We start from the raw sequence: 26,889 nt of genomic DNA on the forward strand, positions 1-26,889 counted from the left end.
AGACCATTCTTTTCATTCAAAGACATTGAAGGGTACTCGCACAAATCCCTCCATCAGTATTCTCGCACTTCGGCTCATGATGGCTTTTTGTACCACCCAGCCTTGTTCGGTTTGCTTTGCTTGTGCACCAACCTTTAACGTTCCTGACGGATGGCCAAAAGTCACCGACTCTTTTTCTCCGCCACCCGCAGCTAAGTTCACCAGCGTTCCCGGCACACAAGCAGCGGACGCAATAGCAACAGCTGCTGTTCCCATCATTGCATGGTGTAGTTTGCCCATCGATAACGCACGGACCAACACATCGATATCAGTATCATTGACCGATTTTCCACTGGAAGACAGGTAACTTTTGGGCTTGGAAACAAACGCAATCTTTGGCGTATGTTGGCGTGTCTGAGCTTCTTCAAGTTCAGAAATCAGGCCCATTTTTAAGGCGCCATGCGCACGGATAGATTCAAACATCGCTAGCGCAGCGTCATCATTGTTGATGTCATCTTGTAGTTCAGTGCCCTGATAGCCAATCGATTCAGCATCAATGAATATGGTTGGAATACCTGCATTGATAAAGGTGGCGTTGAAAGTCCCTACATCTGGCACCACTAAATCATCGACTAAGTTTCCGGTTGGGAACATGCTCCCTTCGCCGTCAGCTGGATCAACGAAGTCCACTTGAATCTCAGCGGCTGGGAATGTCACGCCATCGAGCTCAAACTCTCCGGTTTCTTGCACAAAACCATTCACAATCGGCACGTGAATTAAGATGGTTTTGCTGATGTTCACCTGCCAAACTCGCACAGTAACGATGCCATTTTCTGGAATGCGATCTTGTGGAATTAGACCCACATGAATCGCGAACGGCCCGACTGCGGCAGACAAGTTGCCGCAGTTACCACTCCAATCAACAAATGGCTTATCAATCGATACTTGTCCAAACAAGTAGTCGACATCGTGATCGTCTCGGCTACTGCGAGAGACAATCACCGTTTTACTGGTGCTAGAAGTTGCGCCACCCATGCCATCGATTTGCTTCGCGTAAGGATCCGGGCTGCCGATAACACGTAACAACAGTTTGTCACGTGCTTCACCAGCTACCTGCGCGGCTTGAGGCAAATCGTCGAGATTGAAAAAGACCCCTTTACTCGTGCCGCCACGCATATACGTTGCAGGCACTTTGATTTGGCTCATTTGGTTAGGAGTAATGTTTTCCATAACGATCCCTTACTGTGCCAAGAAGTCTTGAGCAAAACGCTGTAATACACCACCTGCGTTGTACACGTGAACTTCGTCAGCAGTATCTAAACGACAGGTCACCGGAACATCGACTTTTTCGCCGTTGCCGCGTGTGATGACCAAGGCTAAATCAGCACCCGCCTTAATTTCACCCACTACGTCGTAAATCTCAGTACCATCCAGTTCTAATGTATTGCGGTTTACACCCGGTTTGAATTGCAGTGGCAATACGCCCATGCCAACCAAGTTAGTACGGTGGATACGCTCAAAGCCTTCAGCAACAATCGCTTCTACACCAGCTAATCGCACACCTTTTGCAGCCCAGTCACGGGAAGAACCCTGACCATAATCCGCACCCGCTACCACGATAAGTGGTTGTTTACGGTTCATGTAGGTTTCAATTGCTTCCCACATGCGAACAACCTGACCTTCTGGCTCAATTCGAGCTAGAGAACCCTGTACCACTTCGCCGTTTTCTTTCACCATTTCGTTGAACAGTTTCGGGTTAGCAAAGGTCGCACGTTGCGCGGTTAAGTGGTCGCCACGGTGTGTCGCGTAAGAGTTAAAGTCCTCTTCCGGAACGCCCATTTTCGCCAGGTATTCACCTGCCGCACTGCTCGCCATGATCGCGTTCGACGGCGATAGGTGGTCAGTCGTGATGTTGTCACCCAGAACTGCTAAAGGACGCATGCCAGACAGCGTTCTTTCACCTGCTAATGCCCCTTCCCAGTATGGTGGGCGACGGATGTAAGTACTCATCGGACGCCAGTCGTACAGCGGGTTAGAGTTTTGCGCTGCATCGTCCAGTTTGAACATCTGGATGTAAACCTGGTTAAACTGCTCGGGTTTAACGTGTTGACCAACAACCGCATCGATCTCTTCGTCGCTTGGCCACAAATCATTTAAGTGAATTGGGTTACCATTTTGGTCAGTGCCCAGGGCGTCGCGCTCGATATCAAAACGAATCGTACCCGCTAGCGCATAAGCCACAACCAGTGGAGGTGAAGCCAAGAAAGCTTGCTTCGCGTAAGGGTGGATACGGCCATCAAAGTTACGGTTACCAGACAGTACCGCTGTGGCGTACAAATCGCGGTCAATAATCTCTTGTTGGATTTTTGGATCCAACGCGCCGCTCATACCGTTACAAGTCGTACATGCGTAACCAACGATGCCAAAGCCAAGTTTTTCCAGTTCTGGTAGCAAACCCGCTTCTTCTAAGTAAAGACGCGCCACCTTAGAGCCAGGTGCAAAAGAGGATTTCACCCAAGGTTTACGTACCAAGCCAAGTTCGTTAGCTTTCTTCGCCACAAGGCCAGCAGCAACAACGTTTCGTGGGTTACTGGTGTTAGTACACGATGTGATTGCAGCGATGATCACCGCACCATCTGGCAACTCGCCCTCTTTCTCTTCCCAAGCACCAGAAATGCCACGTTGTGCCAGCTCAGAAGTAGGCAAACGGCGGTGAGGGTTTGAAGGACCAGCCATATTACGGCTCACTGATGACAAATCGAACTCAAGTACGCGCTCGTAAACCGCAGTATCGAGGTCGTCTGCCCAAAGGCCAGCTTGTTTGGCGTATTTCTCAACTAAGTTGACTTGCTGTTCATCACGACCAGTCAGTTTCAGGTAGTTGATGGTCTGCTCGTCAATGTAGAACATACCTGCTGTCGCGCCATATTCTGGTGTCATGTTGGAGATGGTTGCGCGGTCACCGATAGTCAGGTCTCTTGCACCTTCACCAAAGAATTCAAGATAAGAAGAAACGACGCGCTCGTTACGTAGGAACTCAGTAATCGCCAGAACGATATCCGTTGCAGTAATGCCCGGTTGACGTTTACCCGTCAGTTTCACACCGACAATATCCGGCAAACGCATCATTGATGGTCGGCCAAGCATCACGGTTTCAGCTTCCAGACCACCCACACCAATCGCGATAACACCGAGAGCATCAACGTGCGGAGTGTGACTGTCCGTGCCCACACAAGTATCCGGGTAAGCAATGCCCTGCTTCGCTTGCACTACTGGAGACATTTTCTCCAGGTTAATTTGGTGCATGATGCCGTTACCCGCTGGGATAACACTGACGTTTTCAAATGCCGTTTTACACCACTCGATAAAGTGGAATCGGTCTTCATTACGGCGCTCTTCAATCGCGCGGTTTTTATCAAATGCATCAGGCTCAAAACCCGCGTGTTCTACCGCAAGCGAGTGGTCAACAATCAACTGAGTTTCAACCACAGGATTCACTTTTGCAGGATCACCGCCTTGATCGGCAATCGCATCACGCAGACCCGCTAAGTCAACCAATGCAGTTTGGCCCAGGATGTCATGACAAACAACACGCGCTGGATACCAAGGAAAATCGAGATCGCGCTTGCGTTCAATTAACTGTTTGAGGCTATCGGTTAGTGTATTTGGGTCACAGCGGCGAACCAGCTGCTCGGCAAGAACGCGTGAGGTGTAAGGGAGCGTTTCGTAGGCTCCAGGAGAGATAGTATTTACGGCTTCGCGGGCATCAAAGTAATCGAGCTGAGTCCCCGGAAGCGACTTACGATATTGGGTATTAATAGTTGTGCTCATGGTTTGCTTCCATTCAATCTGTACATCTTGGCTTTCTCCCCATCACTCTAGAAACATTACCCTAGAAAAGTTGTTTGGAGACTTGATTGGAGAACCGTTTTTGAGATGTAGTCGTTCTAGTAACCTTAGTGATGAGAAATACTCCTTCTCTTACGAGGAGAGAATAAACGTAAGAGAAGGAGTTACGCACTAGCGTTTTTCGATAGGCACCCATTCCTGATGGTCTGGACCTGTGTAATCTGCGCTTGGACGAATAATTCGGTTGTTCGCGCGTTGCTCATACACGTGTGCAGCCCAACCCGTTAAACGGCTCATCACGAAAATCGGCGTGAACAGTTTGGTCGGAATGTCCATAAAGTGGTAAGCCGATGCGTGGAAGAAGTCCGCGTTACAGAACAGACCTTTTTCACGCTTCATCACTGACTCAACACGCTCAGAGACCGCATATAAGTGAGTGTCACCTACTTGCTTAGATAGCTCTTCAGACCAGCGCTTGATCAGCGCGTTACGAGGGTCACTTTCGCGATAAATCGCATGACCAAAGCCCATGATCTTGTCTTTGTTGGCTAGCATTTGCATGATGTTCGCTTCTGCTTCATCCGGCGTCTGCCAATCTTCGATCATTTCCATCGCCGCTTCATTTGCACCACCATGAAGAGGACCACGAAGCGTGCCGATTGCCGCAGTAATACAAGAGTGAATGTCTGACAATGTTGATGCACATACGCGTGCCGCAAATGTTGACGCATTAAACTCATGCTCTGCATATAGGATAAGTGAACAGTGCATCACTTGTTTGTGCAGTTCGGTTGGCTCTTTATCAGTAAGTAGCTTCAGGAAGTAGCCACCGATGCTATCTTCAGACGTATCTTCTGTATCAATGCGCACGCCATCATGGCTGAAACGGTACCAGTAACAGATGATTGCAGGGAACAGCGCTAACATGCGCTCAGTGGATTGCAGTTGCTCATCAAAGCTCATTTCCTGTTCTAAGTTACCCAGAACAGAACAGCCTGTACGCATCACATCCATAGGATGCGCCGAGGCAGGGATAAGCTCTAGCGCTTGCTTAAGTTCAGCTGGCAGGCCACGAAGGCTCAACAGATGCGTCTTGTACGCGTCGAGTTCTTGTTGATTTGGTAAGTGACCGCGTAACAGTAGGTGCGCCACTTCTTCAAATTGAGCATTATTGGCAAGGTCAGTAATATCGTAGCCGCGATAAGTAAGACCTGTTCCCGTTTTACCGACAGTACATAAAGCTGTGCTTCCCGCGCTTTGACCACGTAGGCCTGCACCACCTAACTCTGCTTTCTTTGCTTCAGTTTGAGGCATTGTTTGAACTCCTTTTCTGTCTGGCTTTGCTCTCTTTGGAGCGTTTTTATTCACCAGACAAGTTTCACGTTATTGGATTGGATAAATTCCGATTATCTCTATCAATTAAATTTCTTGGGCTTCCGTTTATTTTCTTGGGCTTCGGTTTAGTATTACTTCCCCGCTATTTTCCTTCTGAGAACAGCTGGTCAAGTTTGTCTTCGTATTCGTGGTAATTAAGGTGCTGGTATAGCTCTTTACGTGTCTGCATTGAATCAACCAGCGCTTCCTGATTGCCGACTTCTAGCAGGTGCTTGTAAACCGTTTCCGCCGCTTTGTTCATGGCACGGAATGCACTGAGTGGGTAAAGCACCATGTCCACTTTGGCTTTTGCCAGTTCATCACAGCCATACAGTGGCGTTGCACCGAACTCAGTGATGTTAGCTAAGATAGGCACATGCTTTCCTGTCGCCTGCTCTAGCGCAGTAGAGAACTGTACGTACTGATCCAGCTTGTTCATCGCTTCTGGGAAAATCATATCCGCGCCAGCTTCCACACAGGCAATCGCGCGTTCAATCGCACTGTCCATGCCTTCAACTGCAAGTGCATCGGTACGAGCCATAATCACGAAACTTTCATCGTTACGCGCATCAACCGCTGCTTTTACACGGTCAACCATCTCTTGTTGGCTAACAATCGCTTTGTTCGGACGGTGACCACAACGTTTTTGCGCGACCTGGTCTTCCATATGAACGGCAGCTGCGCCCGCTTTTTCCATTTGCTTGATCGTACGAGCGATATTGAATGCGCCGCCAAAACCTGTGTCGATATCCACCAGCAATGGCAAGTCACAAGCGTTGGTAATGCGATTAACGTCAACCAACACATCATTCAGTGTTGTGATGCCCAGGTCTGGCAATCCGTAAGAAGCATTAGCAATGCCGCCACCAGATAAGTAAATCGCTTGATGCCCCAGGTTTTTCGCCATCATGGCGCAGTATGGGTTCACGGTACCGACGATTTGTAGCGGATTGTTTTGTTCAATGGCGAGTCTGAACTTCGCCCCCGGTGTTAAGCTCATGACGAATTCCTTCTAGTCTTTGTCTAAACTTTCAGTTTCTGTATGAATAATCTGCGATTGGATGAGTTTTCGACTTCCAGAGATGTGTCGTCTCATCAGCATTTCTGCAAGCTCTTCATCGCGATTACGAATGGCTTCCAAAATATATTTGTGTTCGTTAAGTGCTTCATTCGGACGAGATTGCGAACGTGGCGACTGATAGCGATACATTCGCAATAGGTGGTACAACTCATCACACAATAGCGTAATCAACTTGCTATTTCGGCTTGCCTGAATGATGCGATAGTGGAAATCAAAGTCACCATGTTGGTGGAAATAAGAAGAACCTTCTACCTGGTCAATATGCTTCGAGTGTGTCGACAATAGCATTTCCAAACTCAATAGCTCTTCTTGCGTAATATGGCGAGCGGCAAGTCTTGCTGCCATTCCTTCTAACGCTTCGCGCACGGAGTAAAGTTCAATTAACTTTTCAGGAGAAAAGGTAATCACTCTCGCACCAACATGCGGGATGCGCTCGATTAGGCCTAAGCCTTCTAAACGCATGATGGCTTCACGTAAAGGGCCACGGCTGACTTGATACTTCCTGGCAAGCTCAGGCTCTGAGATTTTACTCCCTGGTGCGACATCACCATTCACAATAGCTTCAATCAACGACTCAGTCAGCGTTTCAGACTTAGTGTGTTCTTTCTCCGTAGCTATCACTTTAAAACGAGCTTTCAACTCAGAGTTCATATTCAGGCACTCACATCAATGACACCGAAATGTCTACAATTCCTTAACCTAAATATAAAATAAACGATCAAAGTGTCGACAATCAAGTGAATTGTCGACAATTTAGACTAAGGTCTTATTAAAAGGTCATATATAGAGAAGATAAATGACAGTTACCAGCGATAATCGTCATAAAAATTCAGCAGTTGTCGACAACTTAACCACACATAACTCATTGATTAAAAGATATAAAAATAAATTCAGCAGTAAAATTCGTCTTTCAAACTTCCCCTTTAGCTGCAAAATACTTAATGATTTCTTGTTCGGTCATTATCTTATGAACTTTGATTGCTCCCGTAATCAGTTGATTTTTCATAGGTAAGGATCCTAAGGCCACGTTGAGTTCTATCTGTTCGACACCGCCTCCCCCAGCGTGAACTTTATGAACAAAATCCCCGTAATGCTCAATATTCTCTTTATCTACCTTTTGCAGACATACCATTAACACTTAATTAACCTTTCAACAAACTTCAGCGTCAAAGCTGAAACGACAATAAGACTCATCAAAAGAATAGAGTCACTCACATAAGGAACGTGAACATGTTAAAGGTAATAAAACCAACGCTCGCCGCATCTATCATCGCTGCTTCATTTTCATTTAACACTTTCGCAGCTGATGTAGAAAAAATGCATTTCCTCATTCCTGGAGGCGCCGGTGGCGGCTGGGATATGACAGCACGCGGTACGGGTGATGTTTTAGTGAAATCAGACATCGTTGAAACTGTATCATTCCAAAACCTGTCTGGTGGCGGCGGCGGTAAAGCCATTGCTCACTTAATTGAAACCGCAGAGCGTCAAGAAGACACACTCATGGTGAACTCAACGCCAATCGTTGTACGTTCTCTTAGTGGTATTTTCCCACAATCTTTCCGTGACCTAACCCCAGTTGCAGCAACCGTTGCTGACTACGGCGCTATTGTTACGTCCGCAGATTCACCATATAACTCATGGGAAGACGTCGTCAAAGCGTTTGAAGAGAACCCACGTAAAGTGAAGATCGCTGGCGGTTCAGCTCGTGGTTCAATGGATCACCTTGTCATTGCAGCTGCATTCAAAGGCGAAGGTTTTGACGCACGTAAAGTTCGTTATATCGGCTACGACGCGGGCGGTAAAGCAATGGCTGCGCTACTTTCTGGTGAAACCCAATTACTTTCAACCGGCTTAGGTGAAGTACTTGAAATGTCGAAATCTGGACAAGTTAAAGTGCTTGCTATCACAGCGCCTAAACGTCTAGAAGCGGCTCCAAATATTCCAACACTAACGGAATACGGCAATGAAACGGTATTTGCTAACTGGCGTGGTTTCTTCGCAGCGCCAGGCGTTAGCCAAGAAAAAATCGACGACTGGAATTCTGCCTTAACAAAAATGTACAAGACCGACGAATGGCAAGTCGTTCGTGACCGTAATGGCTGGATCGACAACTATAAAGCCGATAAAGACTTCGTCGCGTTCCTTGAAGAACAGGAACAGCAAATGGGCGATCTAATGCGTGATTTAGGTTTCCTTAAATAATCAGGTTACCTGAAACTCAACATTAAACGGGGCTAATTCTCCAATACCAAAACGGAGAAATCTGATTTGGTATTAGCCCCAACTCTGTATTTGCACGCTAAGTTTCACCGTATATGGGCATTGTCGACATTCGGCATACCTACTCCTTTGTTTATAGATTGATAAGCGGCTCGACTAGCAGCGAAATGCTTAATTGTTAATGGATTACCTTGCACATTAACGCCCATATACGGTCTTTTATACCTTCGTTAGGAGTTGAATATGTCTCGTTCAACCAACTTTTTTACCAAAGAAAACTTGCTCTGTCGCGATCGCGTCGGTGCGATGATCTTTTTACTTTTCTGTCTTTGTTACGGTTACCAAACTTCTCAAATCGCATTGTTCCCCGGAGATGAATATGAACCGTTTACAGCCCGCACATTACCGACAATTCTGACCTACATCGGTATCGGTTTAGCACTTTTATTGTTAGTCACCGGCCAGCCGGATAAGAAAAGTGGTGCTGTGTTGACGTTCAACTGGAAGCTGCTGATCTCATTTTTAGTGTTAATGGCACTATATGGCGTTGGCCTAACTTATCTGGGATTTGTGTTAGCGACCGGTTTCTTCCTTCTAGCAGGCTTTTACTTACTTGGTGAAAGACGCAAGTCCATTTTGTTTGGTGCTTCTTTCCCTTTTGTTATCGCCTTTTATTTACTGCTGACTCAAGGGTTAGATATCTATCTTGAGCCGGGTTTAATTTTCATCATCTGGTAGCCAAACAAAGGAAAGAATTATGTTAGATGGAATTCTACAAGGTTTATCCACGGCGGTGATGCCAATGAACATCATGATGGTGATTGTTGGCTGTTTTGTCGGTACATTTATCGGAATGCTGCCTGGTCTTGGCCCTATTTCTGCGATCGCGTTGATGATCCCAATTACTTACGGTCTGGAACCTTCATCTGGTCTGATCTTGATGGCAGGTGTCTACTACGGCGCGGTATTTGGTGGCTCTACGTCTTCGATTTTGATCAACGCACCAGGCTGTTCTTCTACCGTAGTAACCGCATTTGACGGTTACCCAATGGCACAGAAAGGTCAGGCTGGTAAAGCGTTAGCGTTAGCTGCCTACTCTTCTTTCACTGGTGGTACGTTATCGGCAATCATGTTGTTAGTCGCAGCACCTGCATTGGCAAAGGTATCACTAAGTTTTCAATCCTCAGACTACTTCGCGTTGATGCTTCTTGGTCTGTCTGCAGTTGCCGCATTCGCAGGTAAAGGCCAGGTAATTAAAGCGTGGATGATGACCATTCTGGGTCTAATGCTGTCAACAGTTGGTATCGATAAAGGCGTAGGCGTTGAGCGCTTTACCTTCGGCTTGACTGACTTGATGGACGGCTTTAGCTTCTTGCTACTGGCGATGGCGACGTTTGCACTGGGTGAAACGCTAATGGGTATTCTTAAGCCCTCTGCAGACACTCGCGATGAAGAGCAAGACAAGTTGAGCAACATCGGCTCGATGAAAGTCACCAAAGAAGAAATCAAAGAAGTGGCACCTGTTTCTATTCGTTCTTCTATTCTGGGCTTCTTTACCGGCGTACTACCGGGCGCAGGTGCAACAATTGCCGCGTTCTTAAGCTACGGTTTGGAACGTAATCTGGCGCCGAAAGAGAAAAAAGAAGAATTTGGTAAGGGCAGTATTCGTGGTCTGGTAGCACCAGAATCGGCGAATAACGCTGCATCAAGTGGCTCATTTGTACCATTGTTGACACTTGGTATTCCTGGTTCAGGTACCACTGCTATTATGCTTGGTGCTTTGATCGCTTACGGTATTCAGCCTGGTCCACGCCTGTTTGTTGAGCACCCGGATGTATTCTGGTCAGTTATTATCTCTATGTATTTTGGTAACATCGTACTGGTTATTCTTAACTTACCGCTTATTCCGTACATCTCGAAACTTCTGGCGGTACCAAGAACCGTACTGCTTCCGATGATTTTGTTCTTCTCTATCACCGGCGTATACCTGGTTTCGTTCAATACGATGGATGTCTTTGTGATGCTGCTTGTTGCAATGGCTGCCATTGCGCTACGGTTAGCGAACTTCCCTCTCGCTCCGTTGCTGCTTGGTTTTATCCTTGGCGGTTTGATGGAAGAGAACTTACGTCGAGCACTGATGATTTCAGATGGTGAGTTGAGCTTCTTGTGGGAACGACCTATTACACTAACCTTTACGGTATTAGCAGTACTGGTACTAAGCAGCCCATTATTTGTAAAACTGTTTCAAAAGCTAAGAGCTCAACCGGTAAAAGTTGAACAATAAATAAGTCTGTCATCCCCCATGATTGACTTCTAAAAGCCACCAGCACGGTGGCTTTTTTCTTTCATCAAGTTAACTAGAGTTAACGACTTCAAAATTAAGACATAAAGTAAAAGCGCCATCAAAATGATGGCGCTTGCTGTTTCGAAAGTTTGGGGGCTGAAATGTGGTTATTTAATCAAACCCACTTCTTTATAGTACTTCAATGCACCTGGATGAAGTGGCGCAGACAAACCATCTTTGACCATTTCTTCTTTCTTCAGGTTAGCGAATGCTGGGTGAAGACGACGGAAGTCATCAAAGTTTTCAAACACCGCTTTCACCACATTGTAAACCACGTCTTCAGGTACCGAAGTTGAAGAAACAAAAGTGGCACCGACACCAAAAGTATGCACGTCATCTTCAGATCCGCGATACATACCACCAGGCACGGTGGCAACACGATAGAAACTATTGTCAGCGATCAATTTATCTACGTGAGAACCTGATATCTCAACGATATTGCTGTCACAAGAGGTAGTTGCCTCTTTAATCGCACCACTTGGGTGACCTACGGTGTAAACCATCGCATCGATTTTATTATCACATAGTGCTTTAGACTGCTCGGCCGCTTTCAGCTCAGAAACCAGTTTAAAGTCATCATTTGTCCAACCGTACTCATTCATCAGCACTTCCATCGTACCGCGCTGACCGGAACCGGGGTTACCAATGTTTACACGCTTGCCTTTCAAGTCATCAAACGACTTAATATTGGCATCTTTGCGTGCAACAACGGTGAATGGTTCTGGGTGAACAGAGAATACCGCTCTTAGCTCTTTGAACGGGCCAGCATCTGCAAACTGACTGGTGCCGTTATAAGCATGGTATTGCCAGTCTGACTGAGCGATACCCAAATCTAATTCGCCAGCTCGGATCGTATTGATGTTGTAGATAGAACCACCGGTACTTTCTACAGAACAACGGATTCCGTGGTCGGCACGCGACTTGTTCACAAGACGACAGATTGCACCACCCGTTGGATAGTAAACCCCTGTTACCCCGCCCGTACCAATCGTGACAAACGTATCTGCAGCAGCAGCCGAGAAACTTGTACTTAGCGCTGCGAGAGAAGCAGTTATCGCGATTTGCTTAAACTTTAACATTGAACTTCCTTTTTCCTTTTGTTTGTGACGGTTAAAGTATAGCAAGCGTTAATCGATTGATTATGCATGAGTTCACAGCATATAAAATTTGTTTACTTGTTCGTATACAACTTATTTATTGATTGATAACAAAAGCCCCGAATTTACGGGGCTTGCGTTAATACTGCTTTTTCTTATCTTACTGGGACGTCCCTAATTAGAAGAACCCTAGTGGATCAACACTGTAGCTGATCAGTAAGTTTTTGGTATTTTGATAATGACCCAGCATCATCTTATGCGTTTCGCGGCCAATACCTGACTTCTTGTAACCACCAAATGCGGCATGAGCTGGGTACGCGTGGTAACAGTTAATCCAAACACGACCAGCTTCGATGTTACGGCCCATACGGTAAGCCAGGTTTTGATCGCGTGTCCAGACACCCGCACCTAAGCCGTATTCAGTGTCGTTTGCAATCGCAAGCGCTTCAGCTTCATCTTTGAATGTCGTAATTGCGATAACAGGTCCAAAAATCTCTTCCTGGAAAACACGCATCTTATTATGACCTTCCAACAGCGTTGGCTGAATGTAGTAACCCTGCTCAAGATCACCATCTTGTTTGGCAATATCACCACCGAAGACAACTTTAGCACCCTCTTCGCGGCCGATTTCCAGGTAGCTCAGAATCTTATCGAACTGTTCTTGCGAAGCTTGCGCACCAACCTGAGTTTCAGTGTCTAGCGGGTTGCCTTGCTTGATTAACTTCGCTCGCTCAGCCACTTTAGCGACAAACTTGTCATAGACTGACTCATGTACCAACACACGAGATGGACAGGTACACACTTCACCTTGGTTAAAGAAGCCCAGAAGCGTACCTTCGATACACTTGTCTACAAATTCGTCTTCGTGATCAAACACATCTGGGAAGTAAATGTTCGGTGATTTACCACCCAGCTCGACAGTAGAAGGGATCAGGTTGTCTGCGGCACATTTTAGAATGTGATTACCCACTTGCGTTGAGCCCGTAAATGCCAGTTTCGCGATACGGTTACTGGTTGCCAGCGCCTGACCCGCCTCTGAGCCATAACCATTGACTACGTTAACTACGCCTGGTGGAAGTAAATCAGCGATTTTTTCCATCAGAACCAAAATCGATGTTGGTGTTTGCTCTGCCGGTTTGAGGACCACACAGCAGCCTGCGGCTAACGCTGGCGCGAGTTTCCATGCCGCCATCAAGATTGGGAAGTTCCAGGGAATAATCTGACCTACCACACCGATTGGTTCTGGAAAGTGGTACGCTGCCGTGGTCTCATCAATTTCAGCGGCGCTGCCTTCCTGAGCTCGAATACAACCTGCAAAGTAACGGAAATGGTCGACAACAAGGGGGATGTCTGCTGCCAATGTTTCACGGATCGGCTTACCGTTTTCCCATGTCTCAACCAACGCTAGCTCTTCAATGTGCTGTTCAAGACGATCGGCAATTTTTAAAAGCAGATTAGAACGCTCAGCAGCGCTGGTCTTCGCCCACTTTTCTCTGATGTTGTGTGCTGCATCCAATGCTAAATTGATGTCGGCTTCACCTGAGCGAGCTACTTTACAATAAGGCTTTCCGTTGATTGGCGAAATATTGTCGAAGTACTCCCCACCTGTCGGTTTCACCCACTCTCCACCGATAAAGTTATCATAATGTGACTTGAAGTTAACGATGGCATTTTCACTACCTGGCTGTGCGTAAATCATAACTCTTCCTTTTGTTTCTCGTTCAGTTAGTGTTTGAAACACTTTGTTTTTTTGACAGTGTCATAGGTCACTGTTAACAAAGAGTAATACGCAAGTCACAGGCCAAGTAAGACAGACTTGTTGTTAATCAAATGTAACACTATGATTACCAAGCGATAACAATTTAAGTGAGTGTTGTTTGAATAGATGTATGGTGTGAACACCAGTGTTCAAGTGTTGCAAAATGGAACATGCTCACTGTGACAAAATGGTACAGTCATGGAACTTCAACATATTACCGATAATAACTGGCTATCGACCTCCTGGCTCAGAAGCGAGCAAGCGGGTTTAAAACAGCGTCGACTACCAGAAGATGTTCGCGTCAACTCTGCGACACTAAAGGACAGACGTCACCAATTGAATTTCCTGCTGGATGCAGTAAAACAATTCGCGCTTCCCCTTTTTAACCAAATGTATGCTCACAGCAATAGTCGATTGATTCTTACTGATGCGGATGGCGTGATCATTGGTAGCTGGGGTAAACCAAGGTTTAGAGAGAAACTCACCGAAATAGCCCTAAGTTCAGGTGCATGCTGGCAGGAAAAACTGAAAGGAACGAACGCCATTGGTACTGCACTGATCGAAGCAAAACCGGTCTCGGTGCTTGGCGACCAACACTTTATTCAGCAACATCGTTTCATCAGTTGCTCAGCGAACCCTATATTTGATCATCTAGGCCAACTCCTTGGTGTATTGGACATTACCAGCGAACAGGAAAAGCATGATCTCTCTACCCAAATGCTGGTACAGAATATGGTTCAGCTGGTCGAAAACCAAATGTTAAATCAGATCCCGAGTGGTCATATTCGGGTTGATTTAGCCTGCGACAAAAACCTATTAAATAGCGGCTGGCAAGGCATAATTATCGCCAACGAAGCCGGTGAAATTTTGGCGCACAATCAGGTCGCATCGCAGCTACTCGATCGCAGCACTGTTGTTGGTCAATCATTAGAGGAAATTCTGTCCCACCAGAATTCAGACCAGCCGATCGTATTCAGAACGGCGCCACTGTCGGAAAGAAAAATCCAGTCCCGTTCCATCAGTGCCTCTAACAATCTTCATTATGGCGACTGCAAAGTTGAACACTGTTGGCAACAAGCGAACCGCGTCGTCGATAAAGACATTAGTATGATGATCCTGGGCGAGACGGGCGTGGGTAAAAACGAATTTGTAAAAGCCCTGCATAGCAATAGCCAACGCAAAAGCGGCCCACTGGTGGCAGTCAACTGCGGTGCACTGCCTAAAGACCTTATTGAATCTGAGTTGTTTGGCTATGTGGCGGGCGCCTTTACCGGCGCAAACAGCAAAGGCTATCAGGGTAAGATTCGCCAAGCACACAAAGGAACCCTGTTCCTCGATGAGATTGCTGACTTACCAATCGCTGCACAAAGCCGCCTTCTACATGTACTTCAGGACAAAACCGTACTTCCTGTTGGGTCCAATCAAAGCGTTCAGGTGGATACTCAGATTATTGCGGCAACACACAAAGATCTTGAAGCCTTGGTTGAACAGGGCGAGTTCCGACAAGATTTATATTATCGACTGAATGGGCTGATCATCGAGTTGCCTAGATTGGAAGAACGACAAGACAAGCAAAAGCTGATTGAAAGTCTTCACCGCCGACATGCGGAACCAAATCAACACTTATGCCCTCACCTATTATCTCTGCTGCTCTCATATTCGTGGCCGGGTAACTTGCGAGAGCTCGATAGCCTGATAAAAGTTTCTGCGCTCATGGCACAAGGTGAAGCGATGTTAGAGCTGGCGCATGTCCCAACTCACTTATCTAAGAAACTTAGCCAGATACAACAACAGGCAAGCGCAGAACCGACTACGGATATACGTACTACAGTCGAAGACAAACTGGTAAAAACCTACCAGGCAAATCAAGGGAACATCAGTAAGACATCTCGTATGCTCGGTGTGAGCCGGAATACGATTTATCGGAAACTGAAGAGCATGGGAATGATTAAGTAGTCAATCATCGTTAATGATGGCTTTGATGGCGTTTTGAAGAGCACCCGCAATGGGTGCTCTTTCTTTTTATTGTTGGCGTTAGAGTCCGCCAGCTTGTTGTGCCTGCTTGACCAGTGCCCGACGTTGAGTTTCCTTTGCAGATTTCGCTTTAGCGTCGTTTTGTATTTCCTGCTGCTTCAGTTTCGCAGGGCTGAAAACAAAATACTTGTTAAGAGTCATCGTTAGAACCTCAATGAGTTGTATTTACCACCTTATAATCAACATAAACCTGCCAGTGAAAACGGCTTCCTCCAGCGATTTATTGTTGATATCGAAGATAGAGTTTTTTAAAAATTTAGACATCCTCCATTTACGAGGATATTTCAGGCGTAGTTCAAGGGCTTACAAAGTAATCTTCTCAACATAAAGCACCCCATGCCACCTTGCGTGATAACCATTCTTATTACGCTCACAGTTATAATTCATTGTTTCAAAAAAAGAAAAAGCTCCTCTACGCTCCGACACATAAAGGATGAGATCTTGCAAACAATCTTAAGTGCATAGGGCCTGAGTTGATCCTCAGATCAGCATAAATTTTGTCTACAGGTTCAACATTCCACCTTTTTTGAGAAATATTTAGCTGCTTTTTAGGTGTTCAAGCTAAGAAATGGAGACAATAACGTTGATGTGAGACATCACTCTTGTCTCTCCTCTCTAAGCTTTGGGAGGCGTTATGAAAAGTAACAAGCTAGGTCATATCATGTCATTCAGCAGAATGTTTTCTTTTATTGCGTTTCTGACCGCCACGCTCGCCTGGATTCTGAGCATGTATGCGCTCTTTACCGTTTCCGCAGCGGCTCTTATCGTCAGCGCAATCCTCTACTTGAAAGACAAGATTACCCACCCTAAAACTCACTCCAATGGCAAAAGCGCCTGAAGACTCTGCCTTGGTTTTTCCAACACAAAATGGATGCCACCTGGGCATCCATTTAGATTGTGTCGGTGTACTTAAAACGTATTAAACGTCGTAAGTTGTAGACGCTGTATCGCCGCCTGTACCAGTCCAGTTAGTGTGGAAGAATTCACCACGCTCACGGTCAGTACGCTCATATGTGTGAGCACCGAAGTAGTCACGTTGAGCTTGAAGCAGGTTAGCAGGTAGACGAGCTGTTGTGTAACCGTCTAGGAACGTCAGTGCAGAAGTCGTACAAGGCATTGGGATACCAGCTTCTAGAGACTTAGCTGCCACTTTACGCCATGCTACCAGGCTGTTTTGTAGAATGCCTTTGAAGTAATCATCAGAACCTAGGAATGCTAGATCTGGGTTCGCTTCGTATGCATCACGGATGTTGCCCAGGAACGCAGAACGGATGATACAACCACCACGCCACATAAGAGCAACGTTACCGTAGTTTAGGTCCCAGCCGTTTTCGTTAGACGCTTCGCGCATTAGCATAAAGCCTTGAGCGTAAGAGATGATCTTAGACGCTAGAAGCGCCTGACGAAGTGCATCAACCCACTCTTGCTTGTCACCTTCAACTGGTGTGATTGTCTTGCCGAATAGTTTTTCAGCTTCAACACGCTGGTCTTTCAGTGCAGAAAGGCAACGAGAGAATACAGACTCAGAGATAAGCGTTAGAGGAATACCTAGGTCTAGCGCGTTGATACCCGTCCATTTACCAGTACCTTTTTGACCAGCCGTGTCCAGGATCTTCTCAACTAGCGCTTCGCCGTCTTCATCTTTGTAGCCAAGGATGTCAGCCGTGATTTCTACCAGGTAGCTGTCTAGCTCAGTTTTGTTCCAGTCAGCAAATACCGCTTGCATCTCGTCTGCAGACATACCAAGACCGTCTTTCATGAACTGGTAAGCTTCAGTGATCAGCTGCATGTCGCCGTATTCGATACCGTTGTGAACCATCTTAACGAAGTGACCTGCACCATCGTTACCAACCCAGTCACAGCAAGGCTCGCCAGCGTCAGTTTTTGCAGAGATACCTTGGAAGATAGGCTTAACCGCTTCCCAAGCTTCTGGTGCGCCACCTGGCATGATAGATGGACCAAAACGTGCACCTTCTTCACCACCAGATACACCAGTACCGATGAAGTGGATGCCTTGTTCACGTAGTGCTGCAACGCGACGGTTTGTATCTGGGTAGTTTGTGTTACCACCATCGATGATGATGTCGCCTTCGTCTAGCAGAGGAACTAGCGCTTCGATGAACTTATCTACAACGTCACCTGCACGAACCATCAGCATCACTTTACGTGGTGCTTCTAGCTTTTCTACTAGCTCTTCAAGAGAGTATGCGCCAACGATGTTAGTGCCTTTTGCAGGGCCTTCCAGAAACTCGTCTACTTTAGCTGCAGTACGGTTGTGAGCCACAACTTTAAAGCCGTGGTCGTTCATGTTTAAGATAAGGTTTTGGCCCATTACCGCAAGGCCAATTACACCGATATCACCTTTCATTGTTTCTCTCCGATTGTGTTCTATTGACGCGCTGCTTATTAAGAAATTTTTGCTGCTGCGTCTAAATCTAAATACCATTCCGTTGCACCAGTTTTAGACTGGATTTTTGCTGCAGGATAAGGCAGCTCGCTTGCTGGAGTGGTGTGAATTTCGTGAACGATTTCAACTTTACCTGAGCCAAGTACTAGGTAGCTGATTCGTTTTGCTGCTTCTAGCACTTTCGCTGACTTAGACACGCGAAGTTGACCAGACTCTGGATGAGACGCTACCAGAGATAAGTTCTCGTCTTCATAATTAGTCTGACCTGGGAACAAAGAAGCAGTGTGGCCATCAGCACCAACGCCTAGCAGAATCCAGTCAAATACTGGCGTGCCGTTTTCACACGGGATCACGTCTGCCATTTCTTTTGCAAAGCGCTCAGCTTCACCCTGAGGATCGTTTTCACCCAGGATACGGTGGATGTTTTCTGCCGGGATGTTCACTTGGCTAAACAACAGTGTGTTTGCTTCACCGTAGTTGCTTTCCGCGTCATCTGGCGCTACGCAACGCTCGTCGCCCCACCAGAAGTGAAGGTTTTGCCATTGAATCGACTCTGCGTACCCATCGCTCGCCAGAAGCTTAAACAACATTTTTGGTGTGCTACCACCAGACAATGAGATGTGAATAGGTCGTCCTTGTTCGCTCAGCGCTTTCATATCATTAGCTAAGCTTTCCACAACCTGCTGTGCTGTGTTGAAGATCTTATGGTTGATCATAGTTCGCAGTAGTCCGTATCTGTTAAGTTTTTACATGGGAAACGCCATGCGCGGCTGTCACGTTGCAGCAAATCATCGGCTTCTTTTGGTCCCCAAGTACCACAAGCGTAGCCAAAGAGCGATTGTGGATCTTGCTTGAAGTCCAGAATTGGCTGCACGTACTGCCAGCATGCTTCCACTGCATCGCTGCGTGCGAATAGTGTCGCGTCGCCGTTTAGTGAATCAAGTAGCAGACGTTCGTACGCAGTCAGCATTTGCGTTTCTTCTAAAGAAGTGTAGTGGAAGTTCATCTTCACTTCTTTGGCTTTAAAGCCAGCGCCCGGTTCTTTCAAACCGAAACTCATCTGGATGCCTTCGTCTGGCTGAATTCGGATGATCAGTTTGTTTTCTGGTGCATTTTGGCCAAACACTGGGTGTGGCGTCGCTTTAAAGTGAATAACCACTTCCGTTACACGTGTTGGCAGACGTTTACCTGTGCGCACGTAGAAAGGAACGCCGTTCCAACGCCAGTTGTTAATGTGGGCTTTCAGGCCGATGTAAGTCTCTGTGCGAGAGTCATCTGCTACGCCATTTTCTTCACGGTAACCTGGTAGATGCTGTCCACGTACTTCAGAAGCAGTGTATTGACCAAGTACAAGATCGTTACGCAGCGCGTCCTCATCCAGAGGTTTCAAACACTGCAGTACTTTGACCACTTCGTCACGCATAGAGTCAGCGTTAATTTGTGCCGGCGGCTCCATACCTACCATTGCTAAAACTTGCAGAAGGTGGTTTTGGAACATGTCACGCACTGCGCCAGAGTTATCGTAGTAGCCACCACGCTCTTCTACACCAAGGAATTCCGCACCTGTGATTTCAACGTAATCAATGAAGTTACGGTTCCATAGCGGTTCAAACATCGCGTTTGAGAAGCGGAAAACCAACAGGTTTTGAACCGTTTCTTTACCCAAGTAGTGGTCAATACGGTAGATCTGGTGCTCTTGGAAATGCTCGTGGATTTCTTGGTCCAGTTTGCGCGCAGATTCCAGATCGTAACCGAAAGGCTTTTCAATGATCAGACGTTTCCAACCATCTTCTTCGTTGTTCAATCCATGTGCTGCAAGACTTGCAGGAATAACGCTGTATAAGCTTGGAGGAGTCGCTAGATAGAAAAGCGTATTACGCTGCTCTAGCTGGTATTCGCCGGCTAGTTGATCTAAACGAGTCACCAACTTGCCGTAATCTTGGGTATCTGAGGTGTTGATAGCTTGGTAGTGCAGATGGTTAATAAATGCATTGAGCGTTTCTGGCTCTGTTTTTTCCATCTCCTGAAGCGATTTCTTCAGCTTCTCGCGATAAGATTCATCACTGTATTCAGTTCGACTTACGCCCAGAATCGCAAAGTTATCTGGAAGCTGCTTATTCGCATAAAGGTGGTATAAAGCAGGAATTAACTTACGGTAAGTAAGGTCGCCTGAAGCACCAAAAATAACGATGCTGCTGTTTTCTGGTATTACCATCATCTTTCCCTTAAAAACGAGGTACTTATTGTGTGCCTGGATATGGCTAAAAGAATGAGCCTACCCTATCAACGGCACTTCAAAATAGAAAATTGCTCTTACCTATTACGTTGATAGGCAAGTCAAATTAGGCCCAAAGAACCTCAATAAGTCATACTCGCAACCACATCTAAGCACGACTTGTTGAGGTCATTTAGGTCAAGGATTCCTCCCCCGACTTAAGCGAAGGAGAGTCCGACACGGTGCAGTATTGTCTACGACAATTTGATTTACATCAACACTTGCCAGTGCAAACGTTTAAATAAGTTGCAGAAAAACGATTAACTTATTGTATTTTATATATAAAAAAACTTAATTCAGATCCGCTTACAATTTGAGTTAAAACTCTACATTGAATAAAAAATATTCTTTTGGTAATCAAGCCAATAAGAGCAAACTGCCTAATACCGGTAATTTTCATTCTACATTATTGATAATCATTCTCAATGATAGATAATAACGCACATGTCTACACTCAACGAGAACGTAATGAACTCTGGCACACCCCGTACGCACCCCATTAATCGAATTCAGAATGTGCTTGATTACATACATAATAATCTGGAGTTACCTCTCAACGTCGACGACATCTCGCAACAGAGCTGTTGGTCACGCTGGCAGCTGCAACGTGTGTTCCAGCAACATACTGGCATGTCGGTAGTTCATTACGTTAGAGAACTAAAGTTAAGCTTTGCAGCCGAACGACTAATAAACAGTTCCGAACGCTCACTGGATATCGCGATTGAGCTCGGCTTTACATCGGAAAATGCCTTCAGCCGGGCCTTCAAACAAATGTTTTCTCTGAGCCCGAGGGAATATCGCCAGAAGCGGCAATTGTATGGCGTAAGGCAACCTTTCGTCTTACTACCCGTATCCGAGGCCTCAAAGCTTGGAGCGCGCTTTGCGAACGTTAAAATTGAAACAAAACCGGCATTTAACCTCAAAGGCGTTCACCATTCCATCAATGGCTTGTTCTCTCCCGAGCCCGATTTTCAATCGACAGTACCAAGGCTTTGGACACGACTTGCATCTATAGAGGCGAACCTGGAACAACACGCTTGTCTTGGTGTTATCGATGTAGCCAACACTCATTCAGGTAACTATCAGCTTGAGTATTGGGCGGGTTACCAATTAGACACAGAAGCATTCTCGACATCCAGTAATGATGCTCTCACGCAATTGGAGACCTTGTTGGTTCCGCAACAAAGCTATGCGGTCATCACCCACTCAGGCAGAATCTCCAAGCTAACGGAGACTCTGGAATGGTTCATCCTACATTGGCTACCCAACTCGAACTATCGTGGTGTCGACGGTTACGAGCTGGAAATTTATCCTCAAAATTACCAACCAGAGTGTGAGAATGCTCAGATGCAATACTGGCTCCCGGTTAAACCGCTCAGCTCAAAATGAATCCACCCTAAAACTTGTACCGTCAAAACTATGTTTGCACCAAATTGTTAACTTTTCGCATTCCCCACTCTATAGAATACAAATAACAATCATTATCAAGTAATAATTAAGTAAGTAGTGGAACTCATATGAAAAGCTCAGTTAGATTTCAACGCTCAGTACTCGCTGTCGTTGTTTCTGCATTTGTCTCAGGGTCTGTCATTGCCAATGAAGACCAATCTCAACACGAAACCATCACTGTACTTGGTGAAACTTATCGAAATACCGCAACAAAAACGGCGCTCGCTCCAGAAGAAACACCTCAGGCGATCACCGTTCTGACCAAAGAAGAGATGGATTTACGCGGTGTCAGTAACGTGGGCGAGGCGTTACGTTATGCGTCGGGTGTCAATACAGAATTACGCGGTGGTGCTGTCTCCCGTCTCGATCTGTTTAATATTCGTGGTTTCATCAACTACACCAACTTTTACGATGGCCTGCCACTGCTATACAACGGCTGGAATCTTCAGCCCCAAATTGATGCGATAGCCTTAGAGCAGATTGAGGTGTTCAAAGGACCGACATCAGTACTGTACGGAAACATCCCACCAGGTGGCATGGTGAATATCATTGCTAAAACGCCACAATCAGAACCTGCGAATAAAATCGCTATCAGCACTGGATCTAATCGTCTGAAAGAGTTGAGTTTCGATACAACCGGACAGTTAGGCGATTCTAACGTGGATTACCGCCTTGTTGGTCTGGCAAAACAGCGCGACGGACAGGCCGATACTTCAGAGGATGAACGTTACGTACTTGCACCTTCAGTTAATTGGCAAGCGACGGAAGATACGCTGGTGAACGTCAATGTGTATTACCAAAATGATCCGTCGGCAGGCATCTACACTACAGTTCCGGCATCGGGGTCCGCGTCAAATAATCCGCTGGGTTCAATGTCTCCGAATACGTATTTAGGTGATGAGAACTGGAACACATACGAGCGTGAAGTGCTGATGGTGGGATACAAAATTCAACACGACTTCAATCGTGACTGGCAGTTTTTGCAAAACGCCCGTTACATGAACGCTGACGCCTATCAGGAAAATACCTATAACAGCGCCCTGGCCGATGACAACCGAACCGTTGGACGTAACGCTTACCTCACTGATGAAAAATCAACGTCATTGGTTATCGACAACCAATTGTCTGGTTTTATCAAAACCGGTAATTGGCAGCACAACCTACTGCTTGGGTTAGACTATCAATATCTAGAATCTGACGTGAGATATAAAGACACGCTCGATTACTCGCTGACGCAGGACATCTTTAACCCTGACCACAATCAAATTGATAGAAACGCTCTTAATTTCCAGTATCAACAAGATCTTGATATCAAAACCAAGCAGATCGGTGTCTATTTCCAGGACCAAGTACGCTACGACAAACTGGTGATGATTGCCGGCTTGCGCTGGGATAAGTACGAGTCCGAAACTGATACCGTCAGTGACTACCTTGGCTCGGTATCCAACAGTAAAGAAGATCTGGATGACACTAATGTTTCGTTCCGTGTTGGCGGTTTATACGAACTGGATTTCGGTGTATCACCTTATCTGACCTATTCAGAAAGTTTCGAACCTATTGCCGGAGCCGATGCAAATGGCAACGCATTTGAGCCATCAACGGGACATCAGTGGGAACTTGGCTTTAAATACGCACCCTGGGAAAGTGATGTCTCAGGCAACTTAGCGCTATTTCATATCACCAAGAAAAATACCATCTTGACCGATCCGAATAACCCTTACGCGCCAAATTATCAGGCTGGCGAAGTGGTATCCCAAGGTGCAGAGTTAGAAACAAAATGGCAGGCAACGCCACAAGCAGACTTGACGCTTAACTACACCTACATTGACATGGAGATCACTGAAGACAGTTACTACAACCAAGAAGGTAAAAGTCCGGTCTGGGTTCCAGAACAAATGGCATCGCTGTGGGCGAACTACTACTTTGAAGGTTCACTGTCTGGGCTTCAAACCAGCGCAGGGGTCCGCTACGTAGGTGAATCACAAATGGATGCACAGAATAGTGAAAAAGTGCCTGACTATACGTTAGTCGACGTATCGGCAAGCTATGACTTTTCTTCCGTATCCAAATCACTCGAGGGCGCCTCGGTCATACTGTCAGCATCGAACCTGTTTGATAAAGAGTACTACTCTTGCTACGACAAAAGTAACTGCTGGTTTGGTGCAGAACGCTCTGTCGAAGCAAAGTTAGAGTATAACTTTTAACTCGCCAACAAAGTTTCGACTGAAACTAACAAAAACGGTGGCGTTGAAGGCCACCGTTTTTAAAACTCTAACAGGCTAAAATAAGTTACCTTGTCACCTTCTTCTTATAACAACGTTCGGGGCGTCCAACCGTACCGTAGTTTAAATCGGCCTCGAGTTCACCAGCGCTAATTAAGTATTCCAAATATCGCCTTGCGGTCGTTCGGCTCGCACCAATCTTTTCTCCCGCTTCGTCTGCTGTGAGCATTTCCCCACCTGTAAACAAGTCTCGGATTTTGTCCAGCGTGACACTATCAATGCCTTTTGGCAGACGCTTCGCAGCCGTGTCTGTCACACTGTTAGATTGCAGCATCTTGTCAACTAAGCTTTGATCCAGGCTTCCAGCGACGTCCAATCGCTCACGTTGAGAAAGGTACTTTTTCAGTGCCACTTCTAACCTGGGAAACATGATCGGCTTTAGCAGATAGTCAACAACTCCACCCCGCATGGCGGTTTGCAACGTATCAACATCTCTCGCAGCAGTAATCAAAATCACATCACAAGTTTGATTTTTTGCGCGCAGCGTATTGAGGATCTCCAGACCTGTCCCGTCAGGAAGATAAACATCCATCAGCAGTAAGTCTGGTTTGAGTATCTCAAGCTGCATTTCTGCTTCCATTCGCGTTGTTGCTATGCCCACAACCTCTAGCCCAGGCAATTGGCTAAGGTATTTGTGGTGGAGTTCTGCGATAGCGAGATCATCTTCAATGATCATGACACGCGTTGCCGTCTTCATATTTGTTCTTCCTTAGGCAAATACACGGTTATTCTCGTTCCATATTGGGTATTCGGCAGCATCTCAACATGGCCATGATAGCGTGTGGCGAGTTGGTTAACTAAGTGCAACCCCACCCCTCTATTGTGAAGCGCTTTGGTTGAAATGCCTTTTTTGAAAAGTGCTTGTGGTTCTATATTGTCTGGCAGACCACATCCTTGATCGCTTACTTCCATGATCACTTCGTTGCCGTAGTCGCTTAGAGAGACCTCGATGTCTCTGCGTTCAATCGCCACCGTGGACTCTGCACGAATCGTCGCCAACGTAGCATCAAAAGCATTGTCTATTAGGTTACCCAAAATCGTGACCAAATCTTCTGCGTTCAGCCATTCGGGTAGCGGCTCTAATCGGCTACCTTCTTCAACAACTAGATTTAAGCCCAGCTCACGAGCACGCTCTGTTTTCCCCAATAACATGCCAGCAATCAGAGGATCTTTTATTGTGTCGCGTAAAAACTCGATCATCGCTTGGTAATGGGCCGTTTCTTGCCCTATCAACTTTTGCACAGCGTCAAGCTCTCCCATCTGGACAAGCCCGCTGATGGTGTTGAGTTTATTTCTGTGTTCATGTGTTTGAGAACGCAACAGTTCTGCATACTCTTTGGTTTGTGACAACTGCTCTGTCAATTCACTGATTTCATCACGCAGACGAAAACTGGACACCGCTCCGACCACTTTTCCATCAACGTAGATTGGAGAGCGATTGGCGATCAAGCGTTTGTGATTAAGGTAAATTTCAATGTCGTGATCTTCTTGCCCGGTTTCAAGCACGGTATATAAATCACTATCACGCAACGTATCTGTGAGCGGTTTGTTGAGCGCCGTTTCTCTGTCTATCCCTAATATCTGACATGCACTGCGGTTTATCGACCGCAGGACACCCTGAGAGTCAATGCTTAAAATCCCCTCTTTGATGGTTCCCATCGTGACTTCAAGCTCGCCGTACAAACGGCCAATTTCTTCTGGCTCGAAACCAAGAATTGCGCGTTGAAACTTTCTTGAGGCGTAGTTAGAAACCACAGCATTCGCAATCACCACGATCACAACCATAATGATTAAAAAGGTCAAAAAAGGTTCGATACGATCTTGTAACCTTTCCAGCAAATACCCTACGGAGACAACACCAATAACTTGACCGTCAGTGTCGAATACTGCGGCTTTGCCTCGAATAGAGTAACCTAATGAGCCTTTTGCCGTTGATACATATGACTCGCCCTCGTCCAGCGCTCGTTGGTTGTCACCGCCTTTCATCGGCTTGCCAATTCGCTCATCAATAGGATGGATAACACGCACACCTTGATGATCGCCAACAACAATAAATGCCGCACCAATAGCTTGGGTCAGTTCACGAAAACGATCTTGATAAGGCTCGGGGTTATCACTCGCTATGATTTCACGCACGATCTCGGAGTTTGCTAGAAACTGAGCGACACCAAGAGCTTTCTCACCCATTTCTTGCTCTTGATTGACTTTCAGATAGGTAAACCCAGCTGCGACGAGTAGCAACAACTCAATCAAACCAGAAAGCGTCATAATAATGAGCATGCGCTTACGAAAGCTAATCGTACTCCAACTCACAAACCACCCCTCAACAAAGCTACCAGCAGCCTAAGTTAACATTGAGTTAACAGTCCGGTTGTTATCAGATAGCAAATCTGTGAACAACACAAACAAACAGCGAAGTTTGTGGTCAAATAATAGACGGCATAAACCTAATAAGCACAATCATTCAACAAACGACTAGCAATTACTTCTTATTCAACAACATACATAATGTTTACTCTAGAACATGAATTCGATCACACCAATTTTGTCGATTTTTAAAGCGACGCCATACTTTAAAGCGTATAATTTTTAGTCAGAGAGGCCAAGAAGAGTCTCTTGTAAAGAAAAGCAGTGAAGCCGGAAGTCTATAAAGAGCTCAACATCATTGTCAGTATATTCGAATATAAATTAATAATAAGAAATACTGCGTTATGACAAATAGTTAGACACCATCTGAGT

At 46.1% G+C, this 26,889-nt stretch carries 21 protein-coding genes; 7 read left to right on the forward strand and 14 right to left on the reverse strand.

Features of this window, described 5'->3' with window-relative positions; all coding sequences use genetic code 11:
- Nucleotides 1-12: 12 nt before the first annotated feature.
- From prpF to RXX31_RS07540, 6 genes are all read right to left on the reverse strand, one after another.
- On the reverse strand, nucleotides 13-1,209 hold the full coding sequence (gene prpF / locus RXX31_RS07515) for a 2-methylaconitate cis-trans isomerase PrpF (protein WP_317588458.1): 1,197 nt from the start codon (nucleotides 1,207-1,209) through the stop codon (nucleotides 13-15).
- 9 nt (nucleotides 1,210-1,218) lie between these two features.
- The gene (acnD, locus tag RXX31_RS07520; protein ID WP_317588460.1) at nucleotides 1,219-3,810 is read right to left on the reverse strand and encodes a Fe/S-dependent 2-methylisocitrate dehydratase AcnD; all 2,592 of its coding nucleotides are present in this window, start codon (nucleotides 3,808-3,810) and stop codon (nucleotides 1,219-1,221) included.
- A gap of 189 nt (nucleotides 3,811-3,999) precedes the next feature.
- Nucleotides 4,000-5,142 carry a 2-methylcitrate synthase gene (gene prpC / locus RXX31_RS07525; protein WP_317588462.1) on the reverse strand — a complete coding sequence of 381 codons (1,143 nt, stop codon included), beginning with the start codon at nucleotides 5,140-5,142 and terminating at the stop codon, nucleotides 4,000-4,002.
- Nucleotides 5,143-5,305: 163 nt separating this feature from the next.
- Entirely contained in the window at nucleotides 5,306-6,202 is an 897-nt protein-coding gene (gene prpB, locus RXX31_RS07530; protein ID WP_317588463.1) for a methylisocitrate lyase, read from the reverse strand.
- 12 nt (nucleotides 6,203-6,214) lie between these two features.
- The gene (locus RXX31_RS07535; RefSeq protein ID WP_317588464.1) at nucleotides 6,215-6,934 is read right to left on the reverse strand and encodes a GntR family transcriptional regulator; all 720 of its coding nucleotides are present in this window, start codon (nucleotides 6,932-6,934) and stop codon (nucleotides 6,215-6,217) included.
- Between the two features lie 259 nt (nucleotides 6,935-7,193).
- Nucleotides 7,194-7,421, reverse strand: coding sequence for a hypothetical protein (locus tag RXX31_RS07540; protein ID WP_317588465.1), 228 nt, complete (start codon nucleotides 7,419-7,421; stop codon nucleotides 7,194-7,196).
- 92 nt (nucleotides 7,422-7,513) lie between these two features.
- Between RXX31_RS07540 and RXX31_RS07545 the strand changes: the two genes are divergently transcribed.
- The 3 genes from RXX31_RS07545 (at nucleotide 7,514) to RXX31_RS07555 (ending at nucleotide 10,787) form a co-directional block, all read left to right on the forward strand.
- A complete protein-coding gene (locus RXX31_RS07545; protein WP_317588467.1) occupies nucleotides 7,514-8,485 on the forward strand; it encodes a tripartite tricarboxylate transporter substrate binding protein in 972 nt (323 codons plus the stop codon).
- Between the two features lie 261 nt (nucleotides 8,486-8,746).
- Nucleotides 8,747-9,241: a tripartite tricarboxylate transporter TctB family protein gene (locus tag RXX31_RS07550; RefSeq protein WP_317588468.1), complete on the forward strand. Its 495-nt coding sequence runs from the start codon at nucleotides 8,747-8,749 to the stop codon at nucleotides 9,239-9,241.
- 19 nt (nucleotides 9,242-9,260) lie between these two features.
- A complete protein-coding gene (locus RXX31_RS07555; RefSeq protein ID WP_317588469.1) occupies nucleotides 9,261-10,787 on the forward strand; it encodes a tripartite tricarboxylate transporter permease in 1,527 nt (508 codons plus the stop codon).
- A 167-nt stretch (nucleotides 10,788-10,954) separates the two neighbouring features.
- On the opposite strand, the gene RXX31_RS07560 is transcribed toward RXX31_RS07555, so the two are convergent.
- Both RXX31_RS07560 and RXX31_RS07565 read right to left on the reverse strand, forming a co-directional pair.
- Nucleotides 10,955-11,926: a TAXI family TRAP transporter solute-binding subunit gene (locus tag RXX31_RS07560; RefSeq protein ID WP_317588470.1), complete on the reverse strand. Its 972-nt coding sequence runs from the start codon at nucleotides 11,924-11,926 to the stop codon at nucleotides 10,955-10,957.
- A gap of 196 nt (nucleotides 11,927-12,122) precedes the next feature.
- A complete protein-coding gene (locus RXX31_RS07565) occupies nucleotides 12,123-13,643 on the reverse strand; it encodes an aldehyde dehydrogenase family protein (RefSeq protein ID WP_317588472.1) in 1,521 nt (506 codons plus the stop codon).
- A gap of 258 nt (nucleotides 13,644-13,901) precedes the next feature.
- Here RXX31_RS07565 and RXX31_RS07570 point away from each other — a divergent pair, with 258 nt between their 5' ends.
- Nucleotides 13,902-15,659 (forward strand): sigma-54-dependent Fis family transcriptional regulator, encoded by a 1,758-nt coding sequence (locus RXX31_RS07570; protein ID WP_317588474.1) that lies wholly within the window; start codon nucleotides 13,902-13,904, stop codon nucleotides 15,657-15,659.
- A gap of 78 nt (nucleotides 15,660-15,737) precedes the next feature.
- On the opposite strand, the gene RXX31_RS07575 is transcribed toward RXX31_RS07570, so the two are convergent.
- Nucleotides 15,738-15,878, reverse strand: coding sequence for a hypothetical protein (locus tag RXX31_RS07575; RefSeq protein ID WP_317588476.1), 141 nt, complete (start codon nucleotides 15,876-15,878; stop codon nucleotides 15,738-15,740).
- 493 nt (nucleotides 15,879-16,371) lie between these two features.
- Here RXX31_RS07575 and RXX31_RS07580 point away from each other — a divergent pair, with 493 nt between their 5' ends.
- Nucleotides 16,372-16,575: a hypothetical protein gene (locus RXX31_RS07580; protein WP_317588478.1), complete on the forward strand. Its 204-nt coding sequence runs from the start codon at nucleotides 16,372-16,374 to the stop codon at nucleotides 16,573-16,575.
- Between the two features lie 81 nt (nucleotides 16,576-16,656).
- Here the strand turns inward: RXX31_RS07580 and gnd are convergent, their stop codons facing one another.
- The 3 genes from gnd to zwf are packed head-to-tail and all read right to left on the reverse strand — an operon-like array spanning nucleotide 16,657 to nucleotide 20,359.
- Nucleotides 16,657-18,105 (reverse strand): decarboxylating NADP(+)-dependent phosphogluconate dehydrogenase, encoded by a 1,449-nt coding sequence (gene gnd, locus RXX31_RS07585; protein WP_317588479.1) that lies wholly within the window; start codon nucleotides 18,103-18,105, stop codon nucleotides 16,657-16,659.
- Nucleotides 18,106-18,143: 38 nt separating this feature from the next.
- Entirely contained in the window at nucleotides 18,144-18,860 is a 717-nt protein-coding gene (gene pgl / locus RXX31_RS07590; RefSeq protein WP_317588480.1) for a 6-phosphogluconolactonase, read from the reverse strand.
- Entirely contained in the window at nucleotides 18,857-20,359 is a 1,503-nt protein-coding gene (zwf, locus tag RXX31_RS07595; RefSeq protein WP_317588481.1) for a glucose-6-phosphate dehydrogenase, read from the reverse strand. The genes pgl and zwf overlap by 4 nt, the downstream gene beginning before the upstream one ends.
- Before the next feature lie 528 nt (nucleotides 20,360-20,887).
- Between zwf and RXX31_RS07600 the strand changes: the two genes are divergently transcribed.
- Nucleotides 20,888-21,808: a helix-turn-helix domain-containing protein gene (locus RXX31_RS07600; protein WP_411197971.1), complete on the forward strand. Its 921-nt coding sequence runs from the start codon at nucleotides 20,888-20,890 to the stop codon at nucleotides 21,806-21,808.
- A 128-nt stretch (nucleotides 21,809-21,936) separates the two neighbouring features.
- Entirely contained in the window at nucleotides 21,937-24,072 is a 2,136-nt protein-coding gene (locus tag RXX31_RS07605; protein ID WP_317588484.1) for a TonB-dependent siderophore receptor, read from the forward strand.
- 85 nt (nucleotides 24,073-24,157) lie between these two features.
- Here RXX31_RS07605 and RXX31_RS07610 read toward each other — a convergent pair whose 3' ends face one another.
- Together RXX31_RS07610 and RXX31_RS07615 are read right to left on the reverse strand one after the other, a co-directional pair.
- Complete coding sequence (locus RXX31_RS07610) at nucleotides 24,158-24,847, reverse strand: response regulator (RefSeq protein WP_317588486.1); 690 nt, start codon at nucleotides 24,845-24,847, stop codon at nucleotides 24,158-24,160.
- Nucleotides 24,844-26,463 carry a sensor histidine kinase gene (locus tag RXX31_RS07615; protein ID WP_317588487.1) on the reverse strand — a complete coding sequence of 540 codons (1,620 nt, stop codon included), beginning with the start codon at nucleotides 26,461-26,463 and terminating at the stop codon, nucleotides 24,844-24,846. Before RXX31_RS07615 ends, RXX31_RS07610 begins: the two co-directional genes overlap by 4 nt.
- Between the last annotated feature and the right edge of the window lie 426 nt (nucleotides 26,464-26,889).

The sequence above is a fragment of the Vibrio sp. EA2 genome, from assembly GCF_033042495.1.
Taxonomy (GTDB): Bacteria; Pseudomonadota; Gammaproteobacteria; order Enterobacterales; family Vibrionaceae; genus Vibrio.